Origin of the sequence: Flavobacterium jumunjinense (assembly GCF_021650975.2) — a bacterium.
Classification (GTDB): Bacteria; Bacteroidota; Bacteroidia; order Flavobacteriales; family Flavobacteriaceae; genus Flavobacterium; species Flavobacterium jumunjinense.
The window spans coordinates 3,139,968-3,162,455 of the sequence record NZ_CP091285.1; the positions used below are offsets into that span (position 1 = coordinate 3,139,968).

A 22,488-nucleotide genomic window follows, 5' to 3' on the forward strand; every position below is an offset into this window, starting at 1 on the left:
ACTTTAAACAAATTTGCTTTATGAAGAAATTTTTATTTTTATTTATAGGTATTCCATTCTTAGTTAATGCTCAAATTAATACCTCTTCTGGCGGGGCTTCTAATGTTTTACCAAATGCAACAACTACTAATACAAATGTTGGAATTGGTACGGATAATCCACAGTATAAGTTGCAAGTAAATGGAGAGGTAGAAGCTAAACAAGGTATTTTTACTAGTGGCTTAGAAGATGGAGCTGTATTTAGTCCAGGAGGTGAAAGAAACGATAAGAGTATTGTTTTTGCAGCTGGAAGAAAGATTGGTTCTGGTTCTGGTTATGTTAATACACGGATGGTTAATATTTTTGATTTTCCTGTTTCAAACTTGAATCCAAAATCAGTTATTTGGTTTAATATTGTAGACAGAGCAGATGTGGATAGATATAGAATGTTTGCAAGTACAGGTGGCGATACAAATATGATTTTGTATAATAAAACCCAGCAAGAGATTTTTAAAATTTATGAAGATGGCTCAGATAATGTTTCAGTTCAGTTAGCTAAACCTAATTCTAAAATAGGTATTGGTACTAGTACTCCTTTAGCTAATTTAGAAGTCGCTGGTTTACCGAATGGTACTTATAATTTTGTAGACAGAAATGATAGATGGGAAAAAACGTTACTACTTAATGTAGGGTCTTTAGTTAATAGATCTTCTGGTCCAGCAAATAGATTGTTAACATTTGCAGATTGGCCTGCTTCAAATTTAAATCCTAAAGCAGTATCATGGTTTAGTATTGAAGATAGAAATGATAATAATAGATTAAGACATCGTTCAGAAACAGATGGAACTAGTTCATTTCAAATAAATGATAAAACTCAGTCAAGTGTTTTTTCTATTTATGAAGATGGAACAAATGCTTTTATTGATTTAACAAAACCTGAGTCATATCTTACTGTTGGTGGTAAAGCAGTCTGGCCTGTTGAGCATAACTTTTGGGTTAAAACTGGTTCTTCAAAATTTGAAGGTGATGTCATAGCTGCTACAAATATTGGTATTGGTACATCTACATTTGTTGACGGTGCGGATACATTTAGGTTATCAGTAAAAGGAAAAGTGAGAGCAGAAGAAGTAAAAGTTTATGTTGGATGGGCAGATTATGTTTTTGCAAAAGACTACCAATTACCTTCGTTAGAAGAAGTAGAAGAACATATCAAAGAAAAAGGACATTTAATAAACGTTCCTTCTGGTAAAGAAATTGAAGAAAATGGTCTTTTTGTTGGAGAAATTACAAAAATTCAACAAGAAAAAATAGAAGAATTAACTTTGTATTTAATTGAACAAAAGAAAGAAATTGAAGTTTTGAAAGCCCAAATGAAATTATTATTGGAGAAAACCAAATAAAGGAAATTAGGTTATGAAATATTTATATATAATTTTCTGTGTCTTGTTTTCTTGTTTTTCTTTTTCCCAAGATTATAATAATAATTGGGTTTTAGCTAATTCTAAAATAAGTTTCGATACAAATCCAGCCACTTCAAGCGCTATCTCGAATGCTAATAAATATGGTTTCGCATCAGTAAGTGATCCAAGTGGAAACCTGCTTTTTTATACAGATGGTGTAAAAGTTTATGATAAGACATTTGGTATGATGCAAAATGGGTATCTTACTTACGGGATTAATCTTTTCGATGAAAGAAGAGTGCAGCCTGTTATTATTGTTCCTCATCCTGGGAATGATAAGCAATATTATGTCTTTGTAAGTGACGTTCAGGACACACTTTGCGGATCATGTAGTAGTTTAACTCAGTATAGCTATTTTATTGTTGATTTTCAAGATCCGACTTATCCAAATGGAAAAGTAATAGAACCTTCTACAGGGAGTTCTTTGTTTACAAATACAGGTTATTTTGGACCTTTAACTTTAGTTAAAAATGCCTCGAACGATGGCTATTTTGTGATATTGCATACAAATCCAAGCCAAACAAGTGGTGGTGGATTACACAGTTATAAAATTGACTCAAATGGTATAAATTTAACCCCAATTTTAACAAATTTACCCAATAATATAAATTATTATAATTTTTCTGACGCACGTGATTTTCGTTCTAATACTAAGGCAATAATGAGGTTTGGTATGAATAATACTAAATTTGGAGAGCTTTTAATAACAAATAGTTTTCACCAGGGACCAAATACTAATACTAATTTAAGTAGTTTTTTCACAATGGATTTTAATAATGTTACTGGTACATTCAGTAATTTTCAAATGATTCAAAGTAATTCTTCAAGTGCTTATAAAGATTTTGAGTTTTCAAACGATTCTGAAAAAGTATACTTTGTAAATAATAATGTCTTTGTTAAAGACTTAGCGAATCTAAGTTTACCAGATAGAAAATTAGCTGCGAATAATAGTCCAAGTGCATTTCCTTCAGCTTTACATGTTCAAAGAGATAAAAATAATGATATTATCGTGAGTAATAAAAACTCTAATATTCTATATAAATTGGATAATGTTAATTCTTATAATGCGTCAAGTATTATAACAAATTACTTGTCTTTAAATAGTGCATTAACAGATCATTATTTACCTCAATTCATTCCAAGTTTGTCCGATTCTTGTTTGTCCGATGTGGTGTTAACAACAAATGTTAATTCAGGAAGTGAATTCGTTCAGTCATCAAATTATATAACTGCAAAAAATGCTATTAATTCAAGTGCAATAGCAATTTATCACGCTAACGAAAGAGTGATTCTTGCAAATGGTTTTCATGCTAAGTCTGGAGCAATTTTCAAAGCATATATTGAAGGTTGTACTGGTGTCTTTCAATCAAAGAATAGTGATCAAAAAGACGAGACAAATAATGTTAGAAATGACATTAATGATTTAGTTAAGTTATATCCGAACCCTAATAATGGTAATTTTGTAATTGAGATTGGTGATCATAATTTTAAAAACGGAACAATTGAAGTTTTTGATAGTCATGGAAAAATTATTTATCAAAATAATTATTTATCGAAAGAAATGAATATTTCATTAGAGAATATTGAAAAAGGAGTTTATTTTGTGAAATTAATTTCTAATGACGGTAATATTGTTTTTGATCAAAAATTTATTAAACACTAAATTAATTGAATTTTAAAAGACTTATTTTTAACTAAAAATAAGTCTTTTTTTTTGCTTTAATTGCTAATAATAGAAGTTTTAAAACACTTCTAAAATTTCTGGAATATATAAATTTATGCATTTCAAATGTCATTCGTTTTAAAATTGCTTTATGTTCTCTCTTTGTTTTGTTTAGAACAATTATTTTTTCAAAAATAGTTAAAGTAGATTGATGGAGATGTTTTGATTTTTCATTATTTCTTTTTAGAAAATGTGCACTTAAAGAGTTAGGTAGTTCTCTTTTTTTAGCCAATACTTCAGGAATATATTCAAAATTATATAACCTTGATGCTCTAACCCATAAGTCTAAATCTTCATAAGCAAGGTTTTCGTCATAAAAACCAACAGTTTCAAATACTTCCTTTTTTACCATTGAAGCAATTGAACAAATTTTCGTACTTCTACTTATTACCATTTCATATATATCACCACTTTCAGGTTTTTCTTTTCCGTTATAATAAATAGAAATGAATTTATCATTTTCATCAAAAAGTTCAATATTTCCGTAAACTAATCCTAATTTTTTGAATTTTGAATTTGTAAAAGTCTCAACTTGACGTTTAATACAATCTTTTAATAAAACATCATCAGCAGCTAGATCAACGAAATACTCACCTCTGGCTTTTTTTGCTGCATTATTAAAAGTTTTTGTATTACCCAAATTGACCTCATTTGGGATAAATAAAACATCAGGATGATTGATTAGCCAATCTTTAATAACTTGCTGAGAGCTGTCATTACTACAGTCATCTGTAATTATTAATTCAATATTAGGATAGCTTTGATTCAGTACAGAGTTTAAAGCAGATACAATATAATCTTGATGGTTATAAGAAATACAAATAACACTAACTAAAGGAAATTTTTGCATAGAGATAAATATCTTATAGTATATTTGCTACGAAAGTAAATAAACAAAGGTGATTGAGCAAAATAAAAAATATAAAATAGCAATTGTTGCCTATAATTTAAATACAGGAGGGTTAGCAAAAGTTATAATAAACATATTTTCGCTTTTAAGTAAGGTAGGTAATGTTGATGTTAGTTTATTATTATTAGATAATGAGGTTGAATATGAAGTGCTTGGAAAAGTGATTAATTTTGGAGTCCATACAGGTAGTAATAATACTTGTCATTTTAAGAAAATTAAAAAATATATTTTATTTAAGAACTATTTAAAAAAGCAAAAATTTGATTTTATTATAGATCTACGTTATAGAATTAATCCGATAAGTGAAATTTTTATTACTAAATTTTTATATCCTAGAACAAAAATTATTTATACAGTTCATAGTTCAAAAATTGATACTTATCTTTTAGATAGTACTTTTTTAACAAAGTGGCTGTATGGTAAGAGTTATAAAATTGTATGTGTTGCAGAAGCTAATGAAAAAAAAGTTATACTTAGACATCAATTAAAAAACACCCTGACAATTTATAACCCAATTGATTTTGAGGAAATTGATGAAAAAAGTAATGAAGAAATTGAATTCGATTTTGAGTATATAGTAGCAGTTGGAAGAGTTGTAGCTTTAAAACAATTTGATAAATTTATTGAAGCTTATTCAAAATCGATTTTAATAAATAAGAATGTAAAACTAGTAATTATTGGGGACGGTACTGATTTTGAAAAGATAGATAATTTAATAAAAAAAATGAATTTAACAAATGATGTTTATCTTATAGGTAATTCAAATAACCCATATAAATACATGAAAAGAGCCAAGTTTCTTGTTCTTTGTAGTCAATACGAAGGATTTCCTTTAGTTCTATTAGAATCATTGGCTACTGGTGTTCCTGTTATAAGTTTTAATTTAGATTCTGGTCCAAATGAGATTATTAATCACCAGTATAATGGATTGTTAGTAAAAAATCAAAGTTTTGAAGAGTTAACAAATGCAATTGATCTATTATTTAATGATAAAAAGTTGTATCATACTTGTAAATTAAATGCTAAGTCTAGTGTTTTACAATTTTCTTTGGAAGGAATAACTAAAGATTGGTTAAATTTGATGCAAATAAAATAGTATGAATATAGAAAAAATTCAAATACCTAAGATTGAAGATAGAAGAGGTAATCTTTCTGTTATAGAAAAAAATATAATCCCATTCGAAATTAAGCGTGTTTATTATTTGTATGATGTTCCATGTGGTGCTGAAAGAGGAGGGCATGCTCATAAAGAACATCAAGAGTTTTTAGTAGCACTTTCTGGCAGTTTTGAAGTAGTTTTGAATGATGGAATTAATAGTAGAGTAATTGTTTTAAGTAGGCCATATGAAGGTTTATTGATAGGAAATGGTATTTGGAGAGAGTTAAAAAACTTTTCTTCAGGTTCGGTATGTTTGGTGATTGCATCAGAAGTTTTCGATGAGGAAGATTATATTAGAGATTTTAATGATTTTTTGAACGTAGTTAAATAGTTTTTTTTAATAACTCCTTGTATATTTCTTTTTGTTTATTAAAATGACTTTCAAAATTTCTTGTTTTTGAAAATTCAAATCCATTATTTGAAAATTCTTTTTTTAGGGTAATATTTGTTAGTAATGTCTCTATACAATTTGTTAATTCATCAACGTTTCCAAATTGAAAAACTAGACCACATTTATATTTTATTACTTCATCTTTGAGTCCTAATAAATCACTAATGATAATGGTTTTTTTGAAAGCAAAGCTTTCTAAGACAATGTTTCCGTATGATTCTAAAATTTCACTTGGAGCCACAACAAATTTAGCATTAGAATATACTTTTTTGAGTTCGTCACGATTGGTGTTTCCTAAAAAAGAAACGTCTTTCAGATTATTGATTTTACAAAAATCAATTAGTTCCTCCATTTCACCACCTTCACCTGCAAAAACTAATTTTTCTTCGGGATATTTTTCCTTGATTTTTTTAAATGATTTAAGTAATGTAAAAACTCCTTTTTCTTTAATTAGTCGGCCTACATAAAGAATATAATTGTTATTATTTCCTATGTTATTTTGGGGTGTTAGTAGTAGAGGGTTAGGCAATGTTTCACCTATTAAATCAAAGTGTAATCCAATTATTTTTGTCAGATTTTTAGAAGGAGTAAGGTAATAATCTACATATTTGTTAATGTAATGTTTGTGATATTTTTGTTTTAGTAGTAATAAAGAACCTATAATAAAGTTTTTCTTTGGTAGATGGTTAAAGATACAATCTAAAGAATTTCGATGTTCTGTAATAATTTCACCTCTATTATTTATCATTAAGTTTTTCGGACATATATAATAATAGTCTCTAAAAGAATAAAGTATAGGAATATTCTTTTTTTTAGCATACTTCATAAAATGAGGAGTAACAGGAGCTCCAATGCTATAACAATGAACAATATCAGGATTAAATCGATCAATCAAATGAATGATTTCTTTGGTAGAATTATAATTATATAATTTTTGTATCCAGTTTGTTTTTTTTGTTGAAGAACCATACCATTCATATGTGATTCTAGATTCGTTATTTTCTGAATATTTTTTTAATTCTAATAGGTAATTTTCTACACCACCAATAATTAGTTTATTATTGAAATTATTTATTATTAGAACTTTCATTGTATTTAATCTTTAGTGTACAAAAATAACCTAATCTAAAAAAATTAAACACAAAAAGCTTGGGATAGTTACCAATTAAATTATTCTTAATTGCTTTTTCTAAAACTTTATAAAGTATACTTATGCATATATCTAATTTTGCTTTTTCTAGTTTAGATGTAACCTGAGTAAATTTAATATACTCCTCATCTATAAAATTTTTGTTTGTAATTTCATGTAAATTTTCAAGTGATTGCTTCATTTTGTTGTAAAAAACGTCATTTGTATCTAAATCTTCATGTTGTACAGGATTATTAATATGAAAAACTGAAGCATTTTCTTGCATTAGTTTATATGAAAAAATGGTATCATCATGTCCATACTTTATAAAAACATCATCGAATTTTACTTTTTCAAATAGTGTTCTTTTAATTAATGTATTATTGAATAGTAAACATTTGAAAGGATTTTTAGTCCTAAATATTGGTTTTTGATCCTCCATATACTTTCCATATTTCCATCGTAATAAGTAGTTGCTTTCAGGTTTTTGATCTGAATGTACTCTTCCTCCATAAACTACATCGTATTGTTTGGTTTCGGATATAAAGTTCCAAATATATTTTTCACTTATAATTTTTGAATCTCCATCAATGAATAGTAAATATTCGAACTTTGAGTTTTTTGCTAAAATATTTCGATTCTTTCGATGCGCAACATTATCTTCAAGTTCAATGAAGGAACAATTAGAGAGATTGTTAATTTTCTCGTTTTCCTTGTTTAAAATTGATTTTGATGCATCATCTTGGCATAAAATTTCAAAATTAATTTTATTACTTATACATTGTTTCCATAATTCTTCAACTAAAGGATATGCATTGGTATCATATATAGGAATTAAGATTGAAAGCATTAGGATTACATTTAAAATGATTAATTTTGTTAAAAAGACACAAAGTGAATAGAAATCAATTAGCAGATTTAATTTTCTCAAAAATAGAAAAAAATAAAGATACTTTAGTTAAACAATTTCAATATTCTAAACCCGAAATCGGTTTTTTTTATTTAGACGATTTATTGCCTGAAGATATTGCGTTAAAAATATTTAATTTTTTTCCTAAGCCAGTAAATATGGTTTTGAAAAAAAGCTTGAGAGAAAATAAGTATGTTGCAGCTCAAATGAATCAATATGATAGCATATTAGAGGAAATTATTTACGCTTTTCAAGATATTCGTATAGTTACATTAATTGCTGAAATTTGTGTCATTAATGATTGTTTTCCAGATGAGAAACTATATGCTGGTGGAATTTCATTAATGGAAGAAAAGCAATATTTAAATCCTCATTTAGATAATTCTCATGACAAAGAAAGAGAACGTTGGAGAGTATTAAATTTATTGTATTATGTAACACCTAATTGGAAATTAGAATATGGAGGAAATCTTGAATTGTGGCCAAATGGATTGAAAAACAAACAAATTACTATAGAAAGTAAATTTAATCGTTTGGCAGTTATGGCTACACATAATAAATCTCTTCATTCGGTATCTCCTGTTGTTGTTAATAATAAGAGATGTTGTGTTTCTAATTATTATTTTTCGAATTCACCATTACAAGTAACAGATTCGTTCCATGTCACTTCATTTAGAGGAAGACCTGAAAACAAAATAACAGATATTATTTTGCAAACCGATACTTGGTTGAGAAATGGAATAAGAAAAATTTTTAAAAAAGGAATAAAAGAGAATCCTCATTATTATAATAAAGAAAAATAATTACACCGTCCTTTGTACTACTTCAAAAACTTTTCCAGCTTCAAATTTTAGTGTTTTTGCAGGATATTTTAAAAGTAGTGCATAGTCATGAGTAGCCATGATGATGGTTTTTCCTGTACTATTAATCTTTTTTAATAACTCCATTACTTCAACACTAGTTTGCGGGTCTAAGTTTCCTGTTGGTTCATCGGCTAATATCAATTCAGGATCATTTAATAAAGCTCTAGCAATAGCAATTCTTTGCTGCTCTCCGCCAGATAGTTGATGTGGCATTTTTGAAACGTAGTTTTTCATTCCAACCTTGTCTAAAACTTCATCAATTTTTGTATCCATTTCTTCTGCCTCACTCCAGCCAGTTGCTTTTAAAACAAAAAGTAGATTTTGCTTCACATTTCTATCTGGTAGCAATTTAAAATCTTGAAAAACAATTCCTAATTTACGTCTTAAGTAGGGAATATCTTTTTCTTTTAAATTTTTCAAATCATAGCCAACAATTGTACCTTCTCCTTCTGTTAAGAATAAATCGGCATAAAGTGTTTTTAAAAAACTACTTTTTCCTGAACCCGTTTTTCCAATTAAATAGATAAAATCTCCATTAGTAACATCTAGACTAACATTTGTTAAAATTGGATTTTTTTCTTGAAAAATAGTAATATCATTTAAAGAAAGAATGGTTTCAGACATGGTTTTTTAAAGTTTAATGATGTAAAAGTAATAACTTAGTACTCTCTTTCAAAATTTTAAATCAAAATCCATCAAAAATAGTGTTAATGTTGATAAACTAGTTCTAGTTTATTACAATAATTTGTTAAGTACCTTCGTTTATAGTAGTAATAAATTATATATTTGAAGTCAATAAAATAAAAGCAAAAAATGATAAAAATACTGAAATTAGCCTTACTTATCCTATTTGTTAGTCCACTAATGGTTTCAGCACAACAATCATCTGTTTACACGCATCAATTAAAGGAGTATGATAAAGCAGTAACGTTGTATAAAGACAAACAATATCAATCCGCTCAAATTTTATTTGAAAGGGTTAAAAAAGAGAATTCTAACTTAGAAATACAATCAGATTGTTCCTATTATATTGCGAATTGTGCCATTCGTTTAAACCAAATTGGTGCAGATGATTTAATAGAGCGATTTGTAGAAAATTATCCAACAAGTACAAAACAAAATCAAGCTTATATTGAAGTAGCACATTACTATTTCGATCAAGGTAGTTATGCAAAAGCACTTGAATGGTTTGATAAAGCAAATACGGGTTCAATGTCATATGAGGATCTTGAGAAATTTAATTTTCAAAAAGGATATGCCTATTTTACAGTAAAAAATACTAGCGAAGCATCAAAACACTTTAATAAAGTAATGAATTCTAAAACCTATGGTAGTCAAGCAAAATACTATTTAGGTTATATGTCTTACGAAACAGACGATTACAATAGTGCAAATGAATATTTTGACCAAGTTCAGGATAAAGATAAGTACAAAGAAAAAATGGGCTATTTTCAAGCCGATATGAATTTTAAACTTGGTAATTTTCAAAAGGCAATTGATTTAGGTTTAGCACAAATTGAAAAATCTAATGCTTTAGAAAAAGGAGAACTGTCTAAAATAATTGGAGAAAGCTATTTTAATCTAAAGCAATATGATAAAGCATTGCCTTATTTGTTAGATTATAGAGGTAAAAGAGGAAAATGGAATAATACAGATTATTATCAACTAGGTTATGCTTATTATCAACAGAAGGATTATGAAAATGCAATAGCTCAATTTAATAAGATAATCAACGGAAAAGATCATGTTGCTCAAAATGCCTATTATCATTTGGCAGAAAGTTACTTAAAAACAGATAAAAAGCAAGAAGCTTTAAATGCTTTTAAAACAGCTTCTGAAATGGAGTTTGAAGCAAAAATTCAAGAAGATGCTTATTTGAATTACGCAAAATTGAGTTATGAAATTGGTAACCCATATCAATCTGTTCCTGAAATTTTGAATACCTATTTAGAAAAATATCCAAATAATCCAAACAAAGCAGAAATCAATAACTTATTGATTAACTCTTACATTACTTCAAAAAATTATAAAGAAGCTTTGGTTTTATTAGAAAAAAATAAATCACCAGAGAATAAATTAGCATATCAAAAAGTTACTTTTTATAGAGGTTTAGAACTGTATACAGATAGTAATTATCAAGAAGCTTATGGTTTGTTTAAAAAATCAATTTCAGAGAATAAAGATGCAAAGTTTACGGCTCGTGCAACATTTTGGAAAGCAGAAACGGAGTATAATTTAGACCAATATAAAGAAGCATTATTAAGTTTTAAACAATTTGTTAATTATAAAGAAGCTTCTTCAACACCAGAAATTAAAAATGTGAATTACAATTTGGCTTATTCTTATTTTAAATTGAAGGATTATGATAACGCAATAAAATATTTTAATGATTTTACTAAAGAAATCATGAATGATAATGTTAGAAAAACAGATGCCTTTCTTCGTTTGGGAGATTGTAATTTTATTTCCGCAAAATATTGGCCTGCAATGGATGCTTATAATAAAGCTATAGAAATGAAAAGCGTTAATGCTGATTATGCTGCATTTCAAAAAGGAATTAGTTATGGTTTTGTAAGTAAAAATGATAGAAAGATTGAAGACTTAGAAAAATTTGTAAAAACATATCCAAGTTCGCAATATACTGATGATGCTTATTATGAGTTAGGAAATACTTACGTAAATGAAAATAATGAAACAAAAGCAGTAAGTACCTACGATAAATTAATTGCTAATTATAGTACAAGTTCCTATGTGGCTAAAGCAATATTAAAACAAGGTTTAATTTATTACAACAACAATAAAACGGAACCAGCTTTAGTGAAATTCAAGAAGGTGGCTGCCGAATTTCCTGGAAGCTCGGAATCATTAGAAGCGGTTGCAACTGCACGTTTAATTTATGTTGATAGTGGAAAAGTAGAAGAGTATTCAGATTGGGTTAAAACATTAAGTTTTATTGAAGTCTCTAATGCCGATTTAGATAATACCACATATGAGTCTGCCGAAAAGCAATATTTAATGAATAATGCAAAACAAGCAATTTCTGGATTTAGTGGTTATGTTGCTAAATTTCCAAACGGACTTCATGCTTTAAAAGCAAATTTCTATTTGGCACAATTGTATTTCGCAGATAAATTAGAATCGAATTCAGTGAAGCACTATGAATATGTTGTTAATCAATCTCGAAACGAATTTACAGAACAAGCATTAGCTAGGTTGTGTCAAGTGCATTTAAAAACAAGTGATTTCGATAAAGCAATTCCAATTTTAAAACGATTAGAAAATGAAGCCGATTTTCCTCAAAATAAAACCTATGCACAATCTAATTTGATGAAATCATATTATGAAAAAACAAATTATTCAAGTGCAGTAATTTATGCCGATAAAGTTTTAGCTAACGATAAAATTGATGATAGAATTAAAAGTGATGCTCAAATAATTGTTGCACGTTCTGCTATTAAAACGAATGATGAAACTAAGGCAAAACAAGCCTATGCAGATTTGTTGAAAATTGCAAAAGGTGAATTAGCAGCTGAAGCATTGTATTATGATGCTTACTTTAAAAATAAAGAAGGAAAATTTGATGCATCGAATAAAATTATTCAAAAAATTGCAAAAGATTATTCAGGATATAAATATTATGGAGCAAAAGGATTAGTAATTATGGCTAAGAATTTTTATGGACTAAAAGATAGTTTTCAAGCAACTTATATATTAGAGAGTGTAATTAAAAACTTCGCTGACTATAAAGATGTTGTTGAAGAAGCAAAAGTTGAGTTGACTAAGATAAAAGCAGAAGAATCTAAAACCAATTCATCAATTACTAATTAAATTTCTGTGTAACTCAAAGGTTTATTTAAGAAACCTTACGCAACAATTAAAAATATGAGAAAAATAAAAAATATAGTATTCCTAATTACAGTATTATCTATTCAGTTCACTTTTTCCCAAGTAAAAGATGAGAACATAGGCTCTGAAGTAGTAAATATTGTAAAACCATATACACCAACCATTTCAGATGCTTTTAAAGTTAAGGAAACACCTGTAATGGAAGATGATGATAATACTCAAAAAGAAATTATTAAATATAATATTTTTTCATTTCCAGTAGCATCAACATTTACACCTGCAAAAGGAAAAGCGGCAGGAGTAGACAAAACGGAAAGAGAAAAATTATATCGTAATTATGCAACTTTAGGGTTTGGTAACTATCCAACAGTAAATGCAGAATTATTTATCACAGAGAACTTCGGAAGAAATAGCTATGTGGGTGGAATGCTTCGTCATTTATCTTCTCAAGGAGGTATTAAAGACTTAGTGCTAGATGATAAATATTACAATACAAGTTTAGATGTAACTTATGGAAGTCGCGAAAGAGATTTAAGTTGGAATGTAGATTTAGGTGTTAAAAATCAAATTTACAATTGGTATGGTTTGCCAACCACAAATATCTTTTTTGATGAAGCAACAATAAAAGCAATCAACCCAAAGCAATCCTATAATACAATTGGTTTGGGAGGAAAATTGAATTTAGAGAAGAGTTTCTTTAAAGAAGCAAGTTTAATGTTCAAGCGTTTTTCAGACGGATTTGGTTCAGGGGAAAATCGTTTCTATTTAAAACCTAACTTCAATTTTGATGTAATGGATCAAAAAGTAAAAGCGAACTTTATTATTGATTATGTTGGAGGAAAATTTGAGAGAAATTATACAGCATTAGAAGAGATAAAATACAGTCATGTTATTTTTGGTGCAAAACCAAGCATATTATATCAACAAGATGATTTTTCTGTGCAATTAGGAGCAGGAATTTTCTATTCGACAGGGAAAATTAATGGAATAAGCGATAGTAAATTATTTGTTTATCCAAATATAAAAGCATCTTATAGAATTGTAGGTGATATTTTAGTTGGGTATGCAGGAGCAGAAGGAGGATTAAACCAAAACTCCTATGCAGAGTTTGTAGATCAAAATCCATTTGTTTCTCCAACCCTAATTGTAGCGCCAACAGATAATAAATATGATATTTATGTTGGACTAAAAGGGAAGTTGGCAAATGCAGTAGCCTTTAATGTTCGTGGATCTTTTAATAATGACGATAATAAAGTATTGTTTGTAAGTAATCAATATGTTTTAGGAAACGTGAATACAGAAGGATATACAAATGGAAATTCTTTAAATGTTGTCTACGACAATGTGAAGACAGCAAGTTTCTTTGGAGAAATTAAAGCCGATTTTTCTAAAAGAGTAGCATTAGGAATAAATGCTACCTATAATAATTACACAACAGAGACTCAAGCTGAAGCTTGGAATTTACCACAGTTAAATGTAGGAACTACATTAGATTTCGATATTAATGACAAATGGTATGCTGGAACAAATGTTTTCTTTGTAGGGGAACGTAAAGACATCGTTACTGTTCAAGATGATTTAACAATTAATCCAGGTACATTTTCTCAAAAAGAGGTAAGCCTAGATAGCTATTTCGATTTGAATGCTCATATCGGTTATAAATATAACGATAGGTTAACTGCATTTTTAAGAGGAAATAATTTAGCGAATCAACAATATAATAGATGGTCAAATTTTCCTGTGCAAGGAATTCAAGTGCTTTTAGGAGCGAATTATAAATTTGATTTTTAAGAATTAAATAGAATCATAGACAAAAGTTCATTGAGAAAATTTTTCTTAATGAACTTTTCTCATCTTATATAATTACATAAATGACTTTAAAGCAAAAAGTATACAATTGTTATAATAATCTACTCGAAGAAAAAATAAAGACACTTCGAAATAGAATTGAAGATCTGTCTCAGGATGCTCAAAACGATGCAAAAGGTTCTGCAGGAGATAAGCATGAGACAGCTTTGGCAATGATGCATTTAGAACAAGAAAAACTAAGCAAACAATTAAAAGAAGTAATAGCTCAAAAAAACATTCTAGAAAGTATAAACGATACGGTTATTAATACGAATGTTGGTTTAGGAAGTTTAGTCTATACAGATAAATTTATTTTTTTTATAAGTATTGCAATGCCTAAGATAACTTTAGATAATAACGATATTGTTGCGCTTTCACTTGATTCTCCTTTAGGTATTGCAATGAAAGGAAAAACAAGTAAAGAAGAATTTGCATTCAATAATATGAAGTATGAAATTTTAAAAATAGAATAACTAAATCTATTTTTTTGGATTAATGGTTAAATAAATTGCCCTCTATTTATTTAACCATTTTTGTTTTTTATATTAATAAAATTCTAAATCCGCGGATTTTATTTGCTTTTGTAGGTTTTTTTGTAATTTTTAATTTTAACTATAAATTATTAGGTTTTTTCTTATTTAATAATAAATATTTGTAGAATTTTCTTGTTTATTTTTTTAAAGTCCAGTTCGCTGTGTTTTATCTATTTTTTTAACTTTTTTATTAGGAAAAATCTATTAGTTAAAAATGCGGCTCAGTGTTATATTTTTCCTATAATTCTTGTTAAAGTTTGAGTAGTGGTAAAAAACTAAACTTTTGTTTTATAGTTATTTAATAAAAGTTAGTTTCCCTTCAAATTGCACTTCACAAAACTCCTATTTTATTCTTGAAAAATTGAAAGTAGTTTTGAGTAATAACTTTTAATTTTAAAAAAATGAAAAAAATTTTTACTCTAGTTTTGTCTATCTTTTTAATTATGTCTTGTCAAGATGATAACAGTTCATCTGACTTTAATAATGGGAATGACAAATATTTAATCTCGCAATTGCAGGCTGAAAACATTGCGAAAAAAGTCATTGAAGGAACAGCTAATACTTCCGAAATTACATTAAAATTGAACACTATTTATGATCAAAACCAAACGCCAAGTATTTATGTTTTCAACACAAAAAAACAGAACAAGGATTATTTTATTTTAATTTCTGGAGATAAACGTACAGAAGATATCGTTCTTGGATTTGGAAAAGATAAAATTGATTTGGAAGATGCTCCAGAACAATTGAAATACTGGCTATCTAAATACGAGGACTTAATTAACAATTTTAGAAAAAAATCAATAGAAGATATTACAAAAGTTAATACATTCGAGAAAAGAGTAAATCAAATTGCTTCTAAATATAATGTTTTAGAAAATATTGATTACTATAAGTCAAATCAGAAATCAACTTATGTTTATACTGTTCCATTTGTTACAACTAGATGGAATCAAGGCTGTGTGTATAATACTTATTCACCAGAACAAAATTCTAGTCCGTCATTATCAAACTGTGAAAAATCACTACCTTGTGGTAAAGCATATTCAGGTTGTGTAAGTACATGTTTGTCACAGGTTGTTAATTATTATCAATCAATGCCTGCTTATGATTATTCTTTACTATATGATTCATATGACGAAAGTCATTTAGATACGGCTGCTGGAAATGAAGTAGGTAAGTTGATGAAAAGAGTAGCAGACATTATGAGAATGAATTATACTTGTACGGGATCAGGATCTTATGCTAGCTATTATTTACCAAGATACTCTACTTATACTAGTTTAGGATTTACAAGCCCTTTGAAAAAGTATTATTTTAACGGTACAGATAATGTGCTTTTTTCAAATATTAAAAATGAAATAGAGTCTAAGAATATAGTAGTTTTTTCAGGTCAAGATACTGTGGCTGGTGCAGGACATCTATGGTTAGCAGATGGTGGTTATTTTATAGATAGTTTAACTGGAGGTACTTCTTATCTGCACTTCAACTGGGGTTGGGGTGGAAAAGCAGACGGATGGTTTGCTTATGCAGATTTTAATAGCGGAAAATATAACTTTAATAGTGGAACAACAGCTTTCTATAATTTCAGAAAATAGGCTTTAATAATACACAATCTCGAATTGTTATTTTTTGTTTTTTAGCAGAGACCCTTAAAAATATTTTTTTAGGGGTCTTTTTTTTAATAATTAGTTTTTATTTTCTCTAAAACCTTAAAACAGATCCTTTATTAAATATTTATTTATAGTTGTTAACAAAAAACACATTTTTACAGTCTTTAAATTACATAAAATATGTAAATTATTTATTTTAGTTTTAATTTGTAATTAAAAATGTTTTTATGATTTATTTTTAAAACATAAATATTCAATTTTGCTTTATCAATGAAACGAAAATAAGATATAAAAAAATAAATTATAAAGTTATGTGTGGAATTTTAGCCATTATCGGAAAAGGGAAAGAAGAAACTTTAGTGCAACAATTATCTAAAAGAATGAGTCATCGTGGACCAGACGAAAGCGATATTCATATTACAGAAAACGGACATATACTTTCGCATGAAAGATTATCGATTGTAGATCTACATACAGGAAAACAGCCTATTCAAGGAACATCTTCTGCTTGGATGATACATAATGGCGAAATTTATAATCATGAAACTTTAAGAAAAACAATTTTAAAAGAACATACTTTTAGAACAACATCAGACTCAGAAGTAATTGTGCATCTCTATGAGGAATTCGGATATGATTTTTGCGATTATTTAGATGGCATGTTTTCATTTGTAGTTGTAGATGGAGATGATTTTATTGCAGGGCGAGATCCGTTAGGAATTAAACCATTATATTATGGAATTGACGAAAGAGGAAGATATTATTTTGCAAGTGAAATGAAATCAATAGCAGATCAATGTAAAACTTTTTCAACATTTCCTCCAGGACACTATTATACTGCTAAAACAGGATTTGTTAAGTATTATAAACCAGAATGGGAAGAACAATCTAAAGCTATTGAAGAATTAGATTATACAACAATTAGAGAATCACTTACAGAAGCGGTACGAAAAAGATTAATGGCAGACGTTCCTTTTGGTGTCCTACTTTCTGGAGGATTAGATTCTTCCTTAACATCTTCTATTGCAAAACGTTTATTAGGAGATTCTCAAACACTCCACTCTTTTTCAATTGGTTTAGATGAAAATGCACCAGACTTAGTAGCTGCTAGAAAAGTGGCAAAGGTTTTAGGAACTGAACATCATGAATTATACTTTACTATCGAAGAAGGAATAAAAAACATAGAGAAATTAATTTGGCATCTTGAAACATATGATGTTACTTCAATTAGAGCGAGTACACCAATGTTTTTTATGTCTAAAGAAATTACAGATTTAGGAATAAAAATGGTGTTGTCTGGAGAAGGAGCTGATGAAATTTTTGGAGGATATTTGTATTTTAGAAATGCACCATCAGCAGAAGAATTTCAAAAAGAAACAATTGAAAGGGTGCAAAAGTTATTTACGGCCGATTTATTAAGAGCAGATAAATCAACAATGGCTCACGGTTTAGAAGCGCGTGTTCCGTTTTTAGATAAGGAATTTCTAGAATTGGCAATAAAGATTAAGCCTGAAGAAAAGCAACCTAAAACCTATAAAGGAATTGAAAAATACATTCTAAGAAAAGCTTTCGATACACCAGAACAACCTTATTTGCCAGATGAAGTATTGTGGAGACAGAAAGAACAATTTTCAGATGGAGTTGGCTACAACTGGATCGATCAGTTGATTGAGTTTTGTGCTTCTCAAGTTTCAGATAGTGAATTTGCTAAAGCAAAAGAATTGTTTCCATATAATACACCAACAAGTAAGGAAGCTTTTTATTACAGAACAATATTTCATAAACATTTTCCACAAGAAAGCGCTGCGCAAACTGTAAGAAAATGGATTCCTAAATGGCAAGAAAATGAAGATCCAAGTGGTAGAGCAAACGCGGCACATGTAAAAGCAGATGTAGGTATTGCTAAAGAAAAAGAAACGGTTTAAAATTTGATTTTTTATTTATTTTTAAGACGTCAGCTATATTGGTTGACGTTTTTTTATTTTTAATGGCTTAAAAGTGGTTTAAAATGAAAATTTTCAACATTTGTTAATAACTTCTGCGGAAAAATAATTCTTTATGAACTAAATTTTTTACAGAATCGTTATATTTGTCTGTTTAATAATAATGAGTCTTTTATAAGAATTAAAAATATGAGTGAAGAAGTAAAGAAAAACAATTATTCGGCCGATAGTATTCAAGCATTGGAAGGAATGGAGCACGTAAGAATGCGTCCTTCGATGTATATTGGAGATACTGGAGTTAGAGGGTTGCATCATTTAGTATATGAAGTTGTTGATAACTCAATTGATGAGGCTTTAGCTGGACATTGTGATACTATAGCTGTATTTATAAATGAAGATAATTCTATATCGGTAGAAGATAACGGTCGTGGTATTCCTGTAGATATTCATAAGAAAGAAGGTATTTCAGCACTAGAAGTTGTAATGACTAAAATTGGTGCGGGTGGTAAATTTGATAAAGATTCGTATAAAGTTTCAGGAGGACTGCATGGAGTTGGTGTTTCTTGTGTAAATGCATTATCAGACGAATTAAAAGCAACAGTTTTTAGAGATGGTAAGATTTATGAACAAGAATATGAGAAAGGTAAATCGTTATATCCAGTAAAACAAATTGGAACTACAGATAAGAGAGGAACAATGGTTACTTTTAAACCAGATCCTACAATCTTTACTCAAACTTTAGAGTATTCATATGATACTTTAGCAGGACGTTTAAGAGAGTTGTCTTTCTTGAATAAAGGAATTACAATTACTTTAACAGATAAAAGAAATACAGATAAAGAAGGTAACTTCGTTTCAGAGATATTTCATTCTAAAGAAGGGTTAAAAGAGTTTATTAAATTCTTAGATGGAAATCGTGTGCCTATCATTAGTCATGTTATTAGCATGGAGAATGAAAAGGATAACATTCCTGTAGAAGTTGCACTTATATATAATGAAAGTTATAACGAAAATATATTTTCATACGTAAATAATATTAATACCCATGAGGGAGGAACGCATTTGCAAGGTTTCCGTATGGGATTAACGCGTACATTGAAAAAGTATGCTGATGCTTCAGGATTATTAGAAAAATTGAAATTTGAAATTTCAGGAGATGATTTCCGTGAAGGTTTAACAGCAATTATTTCCGTAAAAATTCAAGAACCTCAATTCGAAGGTCAAACCAAAACAAAATTAGGAAATAGAGAAGTAGTTTCTCCGGTTTCTCAAGCAGTAGCAGAAATGCTAGAAAATTATTTGGAAGAAAATCCAAATGATGCAAAAATTATAGTTCAGAAAGTTATTTTAGCAGCTCAAGCTCGTCATGCAGCTAAGAAAGCAAGAGAAATGGTACAACGTAAAACCGTAATGGGCGGTGGAGGTTTGCCAGGTAAACTTTCAGATTGTTCTGAGCAAGATCCAGCAAAATGTGAAATTTTCCTTGTTGAGGGAGATTCGGCTGGTGGAACAGCAAAGCAAGGTAGAGATAGAATGTTTCAAGCAATTTTACCTTTAAGAGGTAAGATTTTGAATGTTGAGAAAGCAATGCAACATAAGGTGTTTGAAAATGAAGAGATTCGTAATATTTTTACCGCATTAGGAGTAACTGTAGGAACAGAAGAGGATAGCAAAGCCTTAAATCTTACAAAATTACGTTATCATAAAGTAGTGATTATGTGTGATGCCGATGTCGATGGTTCCCATATTTCAACACTTATTTTAACATTCTTCTTTAGATTCATGAAAGAACTAATTGAAGGAGGACACGTTTATATTGCAGCACCACCTTTATATTTGGTTAAAAAAGGAAATAAAAAGGAATATGCATGGAATGATAATCAACGTGATCAAATAGCAATGCAAATGGGAGGAAGTGTAAATATTCAGCGTTATAAAGGTCTTGGAGAGATGAATGCGGAGCAATTATGGGACACAACATTAAATCCAGACTTTAGAACACTTCGCAAAATAACAATCGATAGTTTGTCAGAAGCTGATAGAGTATTCTCAATGCTAATGGGTGATGAGGTTCCACCTCGTAGAGAGTTTATTGAAAAGAACGCAGCTTACGCTAAAATCGACGTATAAATGAAGAAAATCATAACGTGTTTTGTTTTTTTGTTAGCTGTTTTGAAAGCTAATGCACAAGCACCAACTGATTTTGATAAAATAGGGTATCTGTTATCAGATGCCCTTTTGTATTCTGAACAATATATATTACCAATTACAGATGCTGCTGTATATCAATCTTCTTCAGCTTGGGTCTTGTCTCCAAAGAAAAAAAAAGTTTGGGATGTAACATTAGGAATACATACAAATATATTTTTCGTTCCCAAAAAAGACAGAGAATTTACTATTAAAAATTCTGATTTTCAATTTTTCGAGATTGAAGGAAATTCAACCGCTACTGTACCTTCTGCATTAGGAAATGATGATCAAGTTTATCTAACGGGAGAAATTGGAGGAGAACAAGTCCGATTCGAAACGCCAGAAGGTGTCAATCAAGAAAGTATTATTTATCCGTATTTACAGGCAAGCGTTGAGTTACCTTTGGGTTTTGAATTCACAGGTAGGTATTCTACAAGAACAAAACTTAAAAAGGGGTATTATCAAGTGTATGGAGCAGGATTAAAATATAACATAAGTCAACATTTCTTAAATTGGAAGGATAAAAATATTCATTTAGCCATTGCAACAATATATTCGAAAGAAGATATAGGTTTCGATTTCTTAGATATTAATACTGCCTATGGAAATTTAGGAATTAATCAAATTAATGGAAAAGTTGATACATGGCATTTTAATGTTGTTGGTTCTAAAGAATTTAATAATTTTGAATTAATAGGGAATTTCATTGTAAATAATAGTAAATTTGAATACTTAGTAAGTGGACCAGAAGGATCTATTGAAGGATTTATTCCAGTTCAAGCTATAATTAATGATTTGCTAAAAACTATAGAGAAAGATAAGGTCAATTATGTCTTTGAAATCTCAGGTATTTATCATATTAATAAACTTGCTTTGCAAAGTTCATTTGCTTTTGGTAAATTTGCTAATCTCAATTTAGGAGTACAATATAAATTTTAAAAAAAAATAAACATAAAAAAGATGAAAGTAACTATAGTAGGTGCTGGAAACGTAGGAGCAACATGTGCAGACGTAATTTCATATAGAGGAATTGCAAGTGAAGTTGTATTGTTAGATATTAAAGAAGGTTTTGCTGAAGGTAAAGCTATGGATATTATGCAATGTGCTACAACTACAGTTTTTAATACAAAAGTATCTGGAAGTACAAGCGATTATTCAAAAACTGCAGGAAGTAATGTAGTTGTTATAACTTCAGGAATTCCTAGAAAACCAGGAATGACTCGTGAAGAATTAATTGGTATAAATGCTGGGATAGTAAAGTCTGTAGCAGAAAATGTATTAGTTCATTCTCCAAATGCAATTATAGTTGTAGTGTCTAATCCAATGGATACAATGACATATTTAACATTAAAAGCAACTGGATTGCCAAAAAACAGAGTAATTGGAATGGGTGGAGCTTTAGATAGCTCTCGTTTCAAATATTTCTTGTCTCAAGCTTTACAAAAACCAGGAAATGATGTTCAAGGAATGGTGATTGGTGGTCATGGAGATACAACTATGATTCCTTTAACAAGATTAGCATCTTACAATGGTTCGCCAGTTTCAAACTTCTTGTCTCAAGAAGAGTTAGACAAAGTAGCGGCTTCAACTATGGTTGGTGGTGCAACTTTAACAGGTTTACTAGGTACATCTGCTTGGTATGCTCCAGGTGCATCTGTAGCGTATTTGGTAGACAGTATTTTAAACGATCAAAAACGTATGATTCCTTGTTCAGTAATGTTAGAAGGAGAGTATGGACAAAGTGATATTTGTATCGGTGTACCTTGTATTATTGGTAAAAACGGTATCGAAGAAATTGTTGATGTAAAATTAAATGATGCAGAAAAAGCATTATTCGCTAAAAGTGCGGAAGCAGTTCGTAATATGAATGCTGATTTAAAATCGGTATTATAATACTTAAAAAAAGAGTACACGAAAAACTGTCATATTGCTTGACAGTTTTTTTTATATAGTCATCAATAAGATAATAATGAAAAAAACCAGTTTTATTA

Annotated in this window: 17 protein-coding genes; 13 read left to right on the forward strand and 4 right to left on the reverse strand. The window is 29.0% G+C overall.

Going from position 1 to position 22,488, the window contains the following annotated elements:
* The first annotated feature begins 20 nt into the window (after positions 1-20).
* Together L2Z92_RS14180 and L2Z92_RS14185 are read left to right on the forward strand one after the other, a co-directional pair.
* Complete coding sequence (locus L2Z92_RS14180) at positions 21-1,379, forward strand: hypothetical protein (RefSeq protein WP_236454787.1); 1,359 nt, start codon at positions 21-23, stop codon at positions 1,377-1,379.
* Between the two features lie 13 nt (positions 1,380-1,392).
* Complete coding sequence (locus L2Z92_RS14185) at positions 1,393-3,102, forward strand: T9SS type A sorting domain-containing protein (protein ID WP_236454789.1); 1,710 nt, start codon at positions 1,393-1,395, stop codon at positions 3,100-3,102.
* A gap of 31 nt (positions 3,103-3,133) precedes the next feature.
* Here L2Z92_RS14185 and L2Z92_RS14190 read toward each other — a convergent pair whose 3' ends face one another.
* Complete coding sequence (locus L2Z92_RS14190; RefSeq protein ID WP_236454791.1) at positions 3,134-4,012, reverse strand: glycosyltransferase family 2 protein; 879 nt, start codon at positions 4,010-4,012, stop codon at positions 3,134-3,136.
* Positions 4,013-4,061: 49 nt separating this feature from the next.
* On the opposite strand from L2Z92_RS14190, the gene L2Z92_RS14195 reads away from it, so the two are divergent.
* Both L2Z92_RS14195 and L2Z92_RS14200 read left to right on the forward strand, forming a co-directional pair.
* A complete protein-coding gene (locus L2Z92_RS14195; RefSeq protein ID WP_236454793.1) occupies positions 4,062-5,168 on the forward strand; it encodes a glycosyltransferase in 1,107 nt (368 codons plus the stop codon).
* Between the two features lies 1 nt (position 5,169).
* Entirely contained in the window at positions 5,170-5,562 is a 393-nt protein-coding gene (locus L2Z92_RS14200; protein ID WP_236454795.1) for a sugar 3,4-ketoisomerase, read from the forward strand.
* Here L2Z92_RS14200 and L2Z92_RS14205 read toward each other — a convergent pair.
* Together L2Z92_RS14205 and L2Z92_RS14210 are read right to left on the reverse strand one after the other, a co-directional pair.
* Positions 5,555-6,712, reverse strand: coding sequence for a glycosyltransferase family 4 protein (locus L2Z92_RS14205; RefSeq protein ID WP_236454797.1), 1,158 nt, complete (start codon positions 6,710-6,712; stop codon positions 5,555-5,557). The genes L2Z92_RS14200 and L2Z92_RS14205 overlap by 8 nt on opposite strands.
* The gene (locus tag L2Z92_RS14210; RefSeq protein ID WP_236454799.1) at positions 6,690-7,601 is read right to left on the reverse strand and encodes a glycosyltransferase family 2 protein; all 912 of its coding nucleotides are present in this window, start codon (positions 7,599-7,601) and stop codon (positions 6,690-6,692) included. Before L2Z92_RS14210 ends, L2Z92_RS14205 begins: the two co-directional genes overlap by 23 nt.
* Positions 7,602-7,627: 26 nt before the next feature.
* Between L2Z92_RS14210 and L2Z92_RS14215 the strand changes: the two genes are divergently transcribed.
* A complete protein-coding gene (locus L2Z92_RS14215) occupies positions 7,628-8,464 on the forward strand; it encodes a 2OG-Fe(II) oxygenase (protein ID WP_236454800.1) in 837 nt (278 codons plus the stop codon).
* On the opposite strand, the gene L2Z92_RS14220 is transcribed toward L2Z92_RS14215, so the two are convergent.
* Positions 8,465-9,148 carry a cell division ATP-binding protein FtsE gene (locus L2Z92_RS14220; protein ID WP_236454801.1) on the reverse strand — a complete coding sequence of 228 codons (684 nt, stop codon included), beginning with the start codon at positions 9,146-9,148 and terminating at the stop codon, positions 8,465-8,467.
* Positions 9,149-9,337: 189 nt separating this feature from the next.
* On the opposite strand from L2Z92_RS14220, the gene L2Z92_RS14225 reads away from it, so the two are divergent.
* The 8 genes from L2Z92_RS14225 to L2Z92_RS14260 all read left to right on the forward strand — a co-directional run bounded on the left by L2Z92_RS14225 (position 9,338) and on the right by L2Z92_RS14260 (position 22,390).
* On the forward strand, positions 9,338-12,352 hold the full coding sequence (locus L2Z92_RS14225) for a tetratricopeptide repeat protein (RefSeq protein ID WP_236454802.1): 3,015 nt from the start codon (positions 9,338-9,340) through the stop codon (positions 12,350-12,352).
* Between the two features lie 54 nt (positions 12,353-12,406).
* Positions 12,407-14,161 (forward strand): porin family protein, encoded by a 1,755-nt coding sequence (locus tag L2Z92_RS14230; RefSeq protein ID WP_236454803.1) that lies wholly within the window; start codon positions 12,407-12,409, stop codon positions 14,159-14,161.
* Between the two features lie 80 nt (positions 14,162-14,241).
* The gene (locus tag L2Z92_RS14235; RefSeq protein WP_236454804.1) at positions 14,242-14,691 is read left to right on the forward strand and encodes a hypothetical protein; all 450 of its coding nucleotides are present in this window, start codon (positions 14,242-14,244) and stop codon (positions 14,689-14,691) included.
* A 461-nt stretch (positions 14,692-15,152) separates the two neighbouring features.
* Entirely contained in the window at positions 15,153-16,349 is a 1,197-nt protein-coding gene (locus L2Z92_RS14240; RefSeq protein ID WP_236454805.1) for a C10 family peptidase, read from the forward strand.
* A 326-nt stretch (positions 16,350-16,675) separates the two neighbouring features.
* Entirely contained in the window at positions 16,676-18,289 is a 1,614-nt protein-coding gene (gene asnB, locus L2Z92_RS14245) for an asparagine synthase B (RefSeq protein WP_236454806.1), read from the forward strand.
* Between the two features lie 207 nt (positions 18,290-18,496).
* Complete coding sequence (gene gyrB / locus L2Z92_RS14250; protein WP_236454807.1) at positions 18,497-20,437, forward strand: DNA topoisomerase (ATP-hydrolyzing) subunit B; 1,941 nt, start codon at positions 18,497-18,499, stop codon at positions 20,435-20,437.
* Complete coding sequence (locus L2Z92_RS14255; protein WP_236454809.1) at positions 20,438-21,436, forward strand: DUF6588 family protein; 999 nt, start codon at positions 20,438-20,440, stop codon at positions 21,434-21,436.
* Positions 21,437-21,457: 21 nt separating this feature from the next.
* Positions 21,458-22,390 (forward strand): malate dehydrogenase, encoded by a 933-nt coding sequence (locus L2Z92_RS14260; protein WP_236454811.1) that lies wholly within the window; start codon positions 21,458-21,460, stop codon positions 22,388-22,390.
* Positions 22,391-22,488 lie beyond the last annotated feature (98 nt).

Excerpts from the sequence above, each read along its gene's own strand:
- L2Z92_RS14180 (WP_236454787.1), top strand. The coding sequence starts at position 21 with ATGAAGAAATTTTTATTTTTATTTATAGGTATTCCATTCTTAGTTAAT.
- L2Z92_RS14185 (WP_236454789.1), top strand. The coding sequence starts at position 1,393 with ATGAAATATTTATATATAATTTTCTGTGTCTTGTTTTCTTGTTTTTCT.
- L2Z92_RS14190 (WP_236454791.1), bottom strand. The coding sequence starts at position 4,012 with ATGCAAAAATTTCCTTTAGTTAGTGTTATTTGTATTTCTTATAACCAT.
- L2Z92_RS14200 (WP_236454795.1), top strand. The coding sequence starts at position 5,170 with ATGAATATAGAAAAAATTCAAATACCTAAGATTGAAGATAGAAGAGGT.
- L2Z92_RS14205 (WP_236454797.1), bottom strand. The coding sequence starts at position 6,712 with ATGAAAGTTCTAATAATAAATAATTTCAATAATAAACTAATTATTGGT.
- L2Z92_RS14210 (WP_236454799.1), bottom strand. The coding sequence starts at position 7,601 with ATGCTTTCAATCTTAATTCCTATATATGATACCAATGCATATCCTTTA.
- L2Z92_RS14220 (WP_236454801.1), bottom strand. The coding sequence starts at position 9,148 with ATGTCTGAAACCATTCTTTCTTTAAATGATATTACTATTTTTCAAGAA.
- L2Z92_RS14225 (WP_236454802.1), top strand. The coding sequence starts at position 9,338 with ATGATAAAAATACTGAAATTAGCCTTACTTATCCTATTTGTTAGTCCA.
- L2Z92_RS14230 (WP_236454803.1), top strand. The coding sequence starts at position 12,407 with ATGAGAAAAATAAAAAATATAGTATTCCTAATTACAGTATTATCTATT.
- L2Z92_RS14235 (WP_236454804.1), top strand. The coding sequence starts at position 14,242 with ATGACTTTAAAGCAAAAAGTATACAATTGTTATAATAATCTACTCGAA.
- L2Z92_RS14240 (WP_236454805.1), top strand. The coding sequence starts at position 15,153 with ATGAAAAAAATTTTTACTCTAGTTTTGTCTATCTTTTTAATTATGTCT.
- asnB (WP_236454806.1), top strand. The coding sequence starts at position 16,676 with ATGTGTGGAATTTTAGCCATTATCGGAAAAGGGAAAGAAGAAACTTTA.
- gyrB (WP_236454807.1), top strand. The coding sequence starts at position 18,497 with ATGAGTGAAGAAGTAAAGAAAAACAATTATTCGGCCGATAGTATTCAA.
- L2Z92_RS14255 (WP_236454809.1), top strand. The coding sequence starts at position 20,438 with ATGAAGAAAATCATAACGTGTTTTGTTTTTTTGTTAGCTGTTTTGAAA.
- L2Z92_RS14260 (WP_236454811.1), top strand. The coding sequence starts at position 21,458 with ATGAAAGTAACTATAGTAGGTGCTGGAAACGTAGGAGCAACATGTGCA.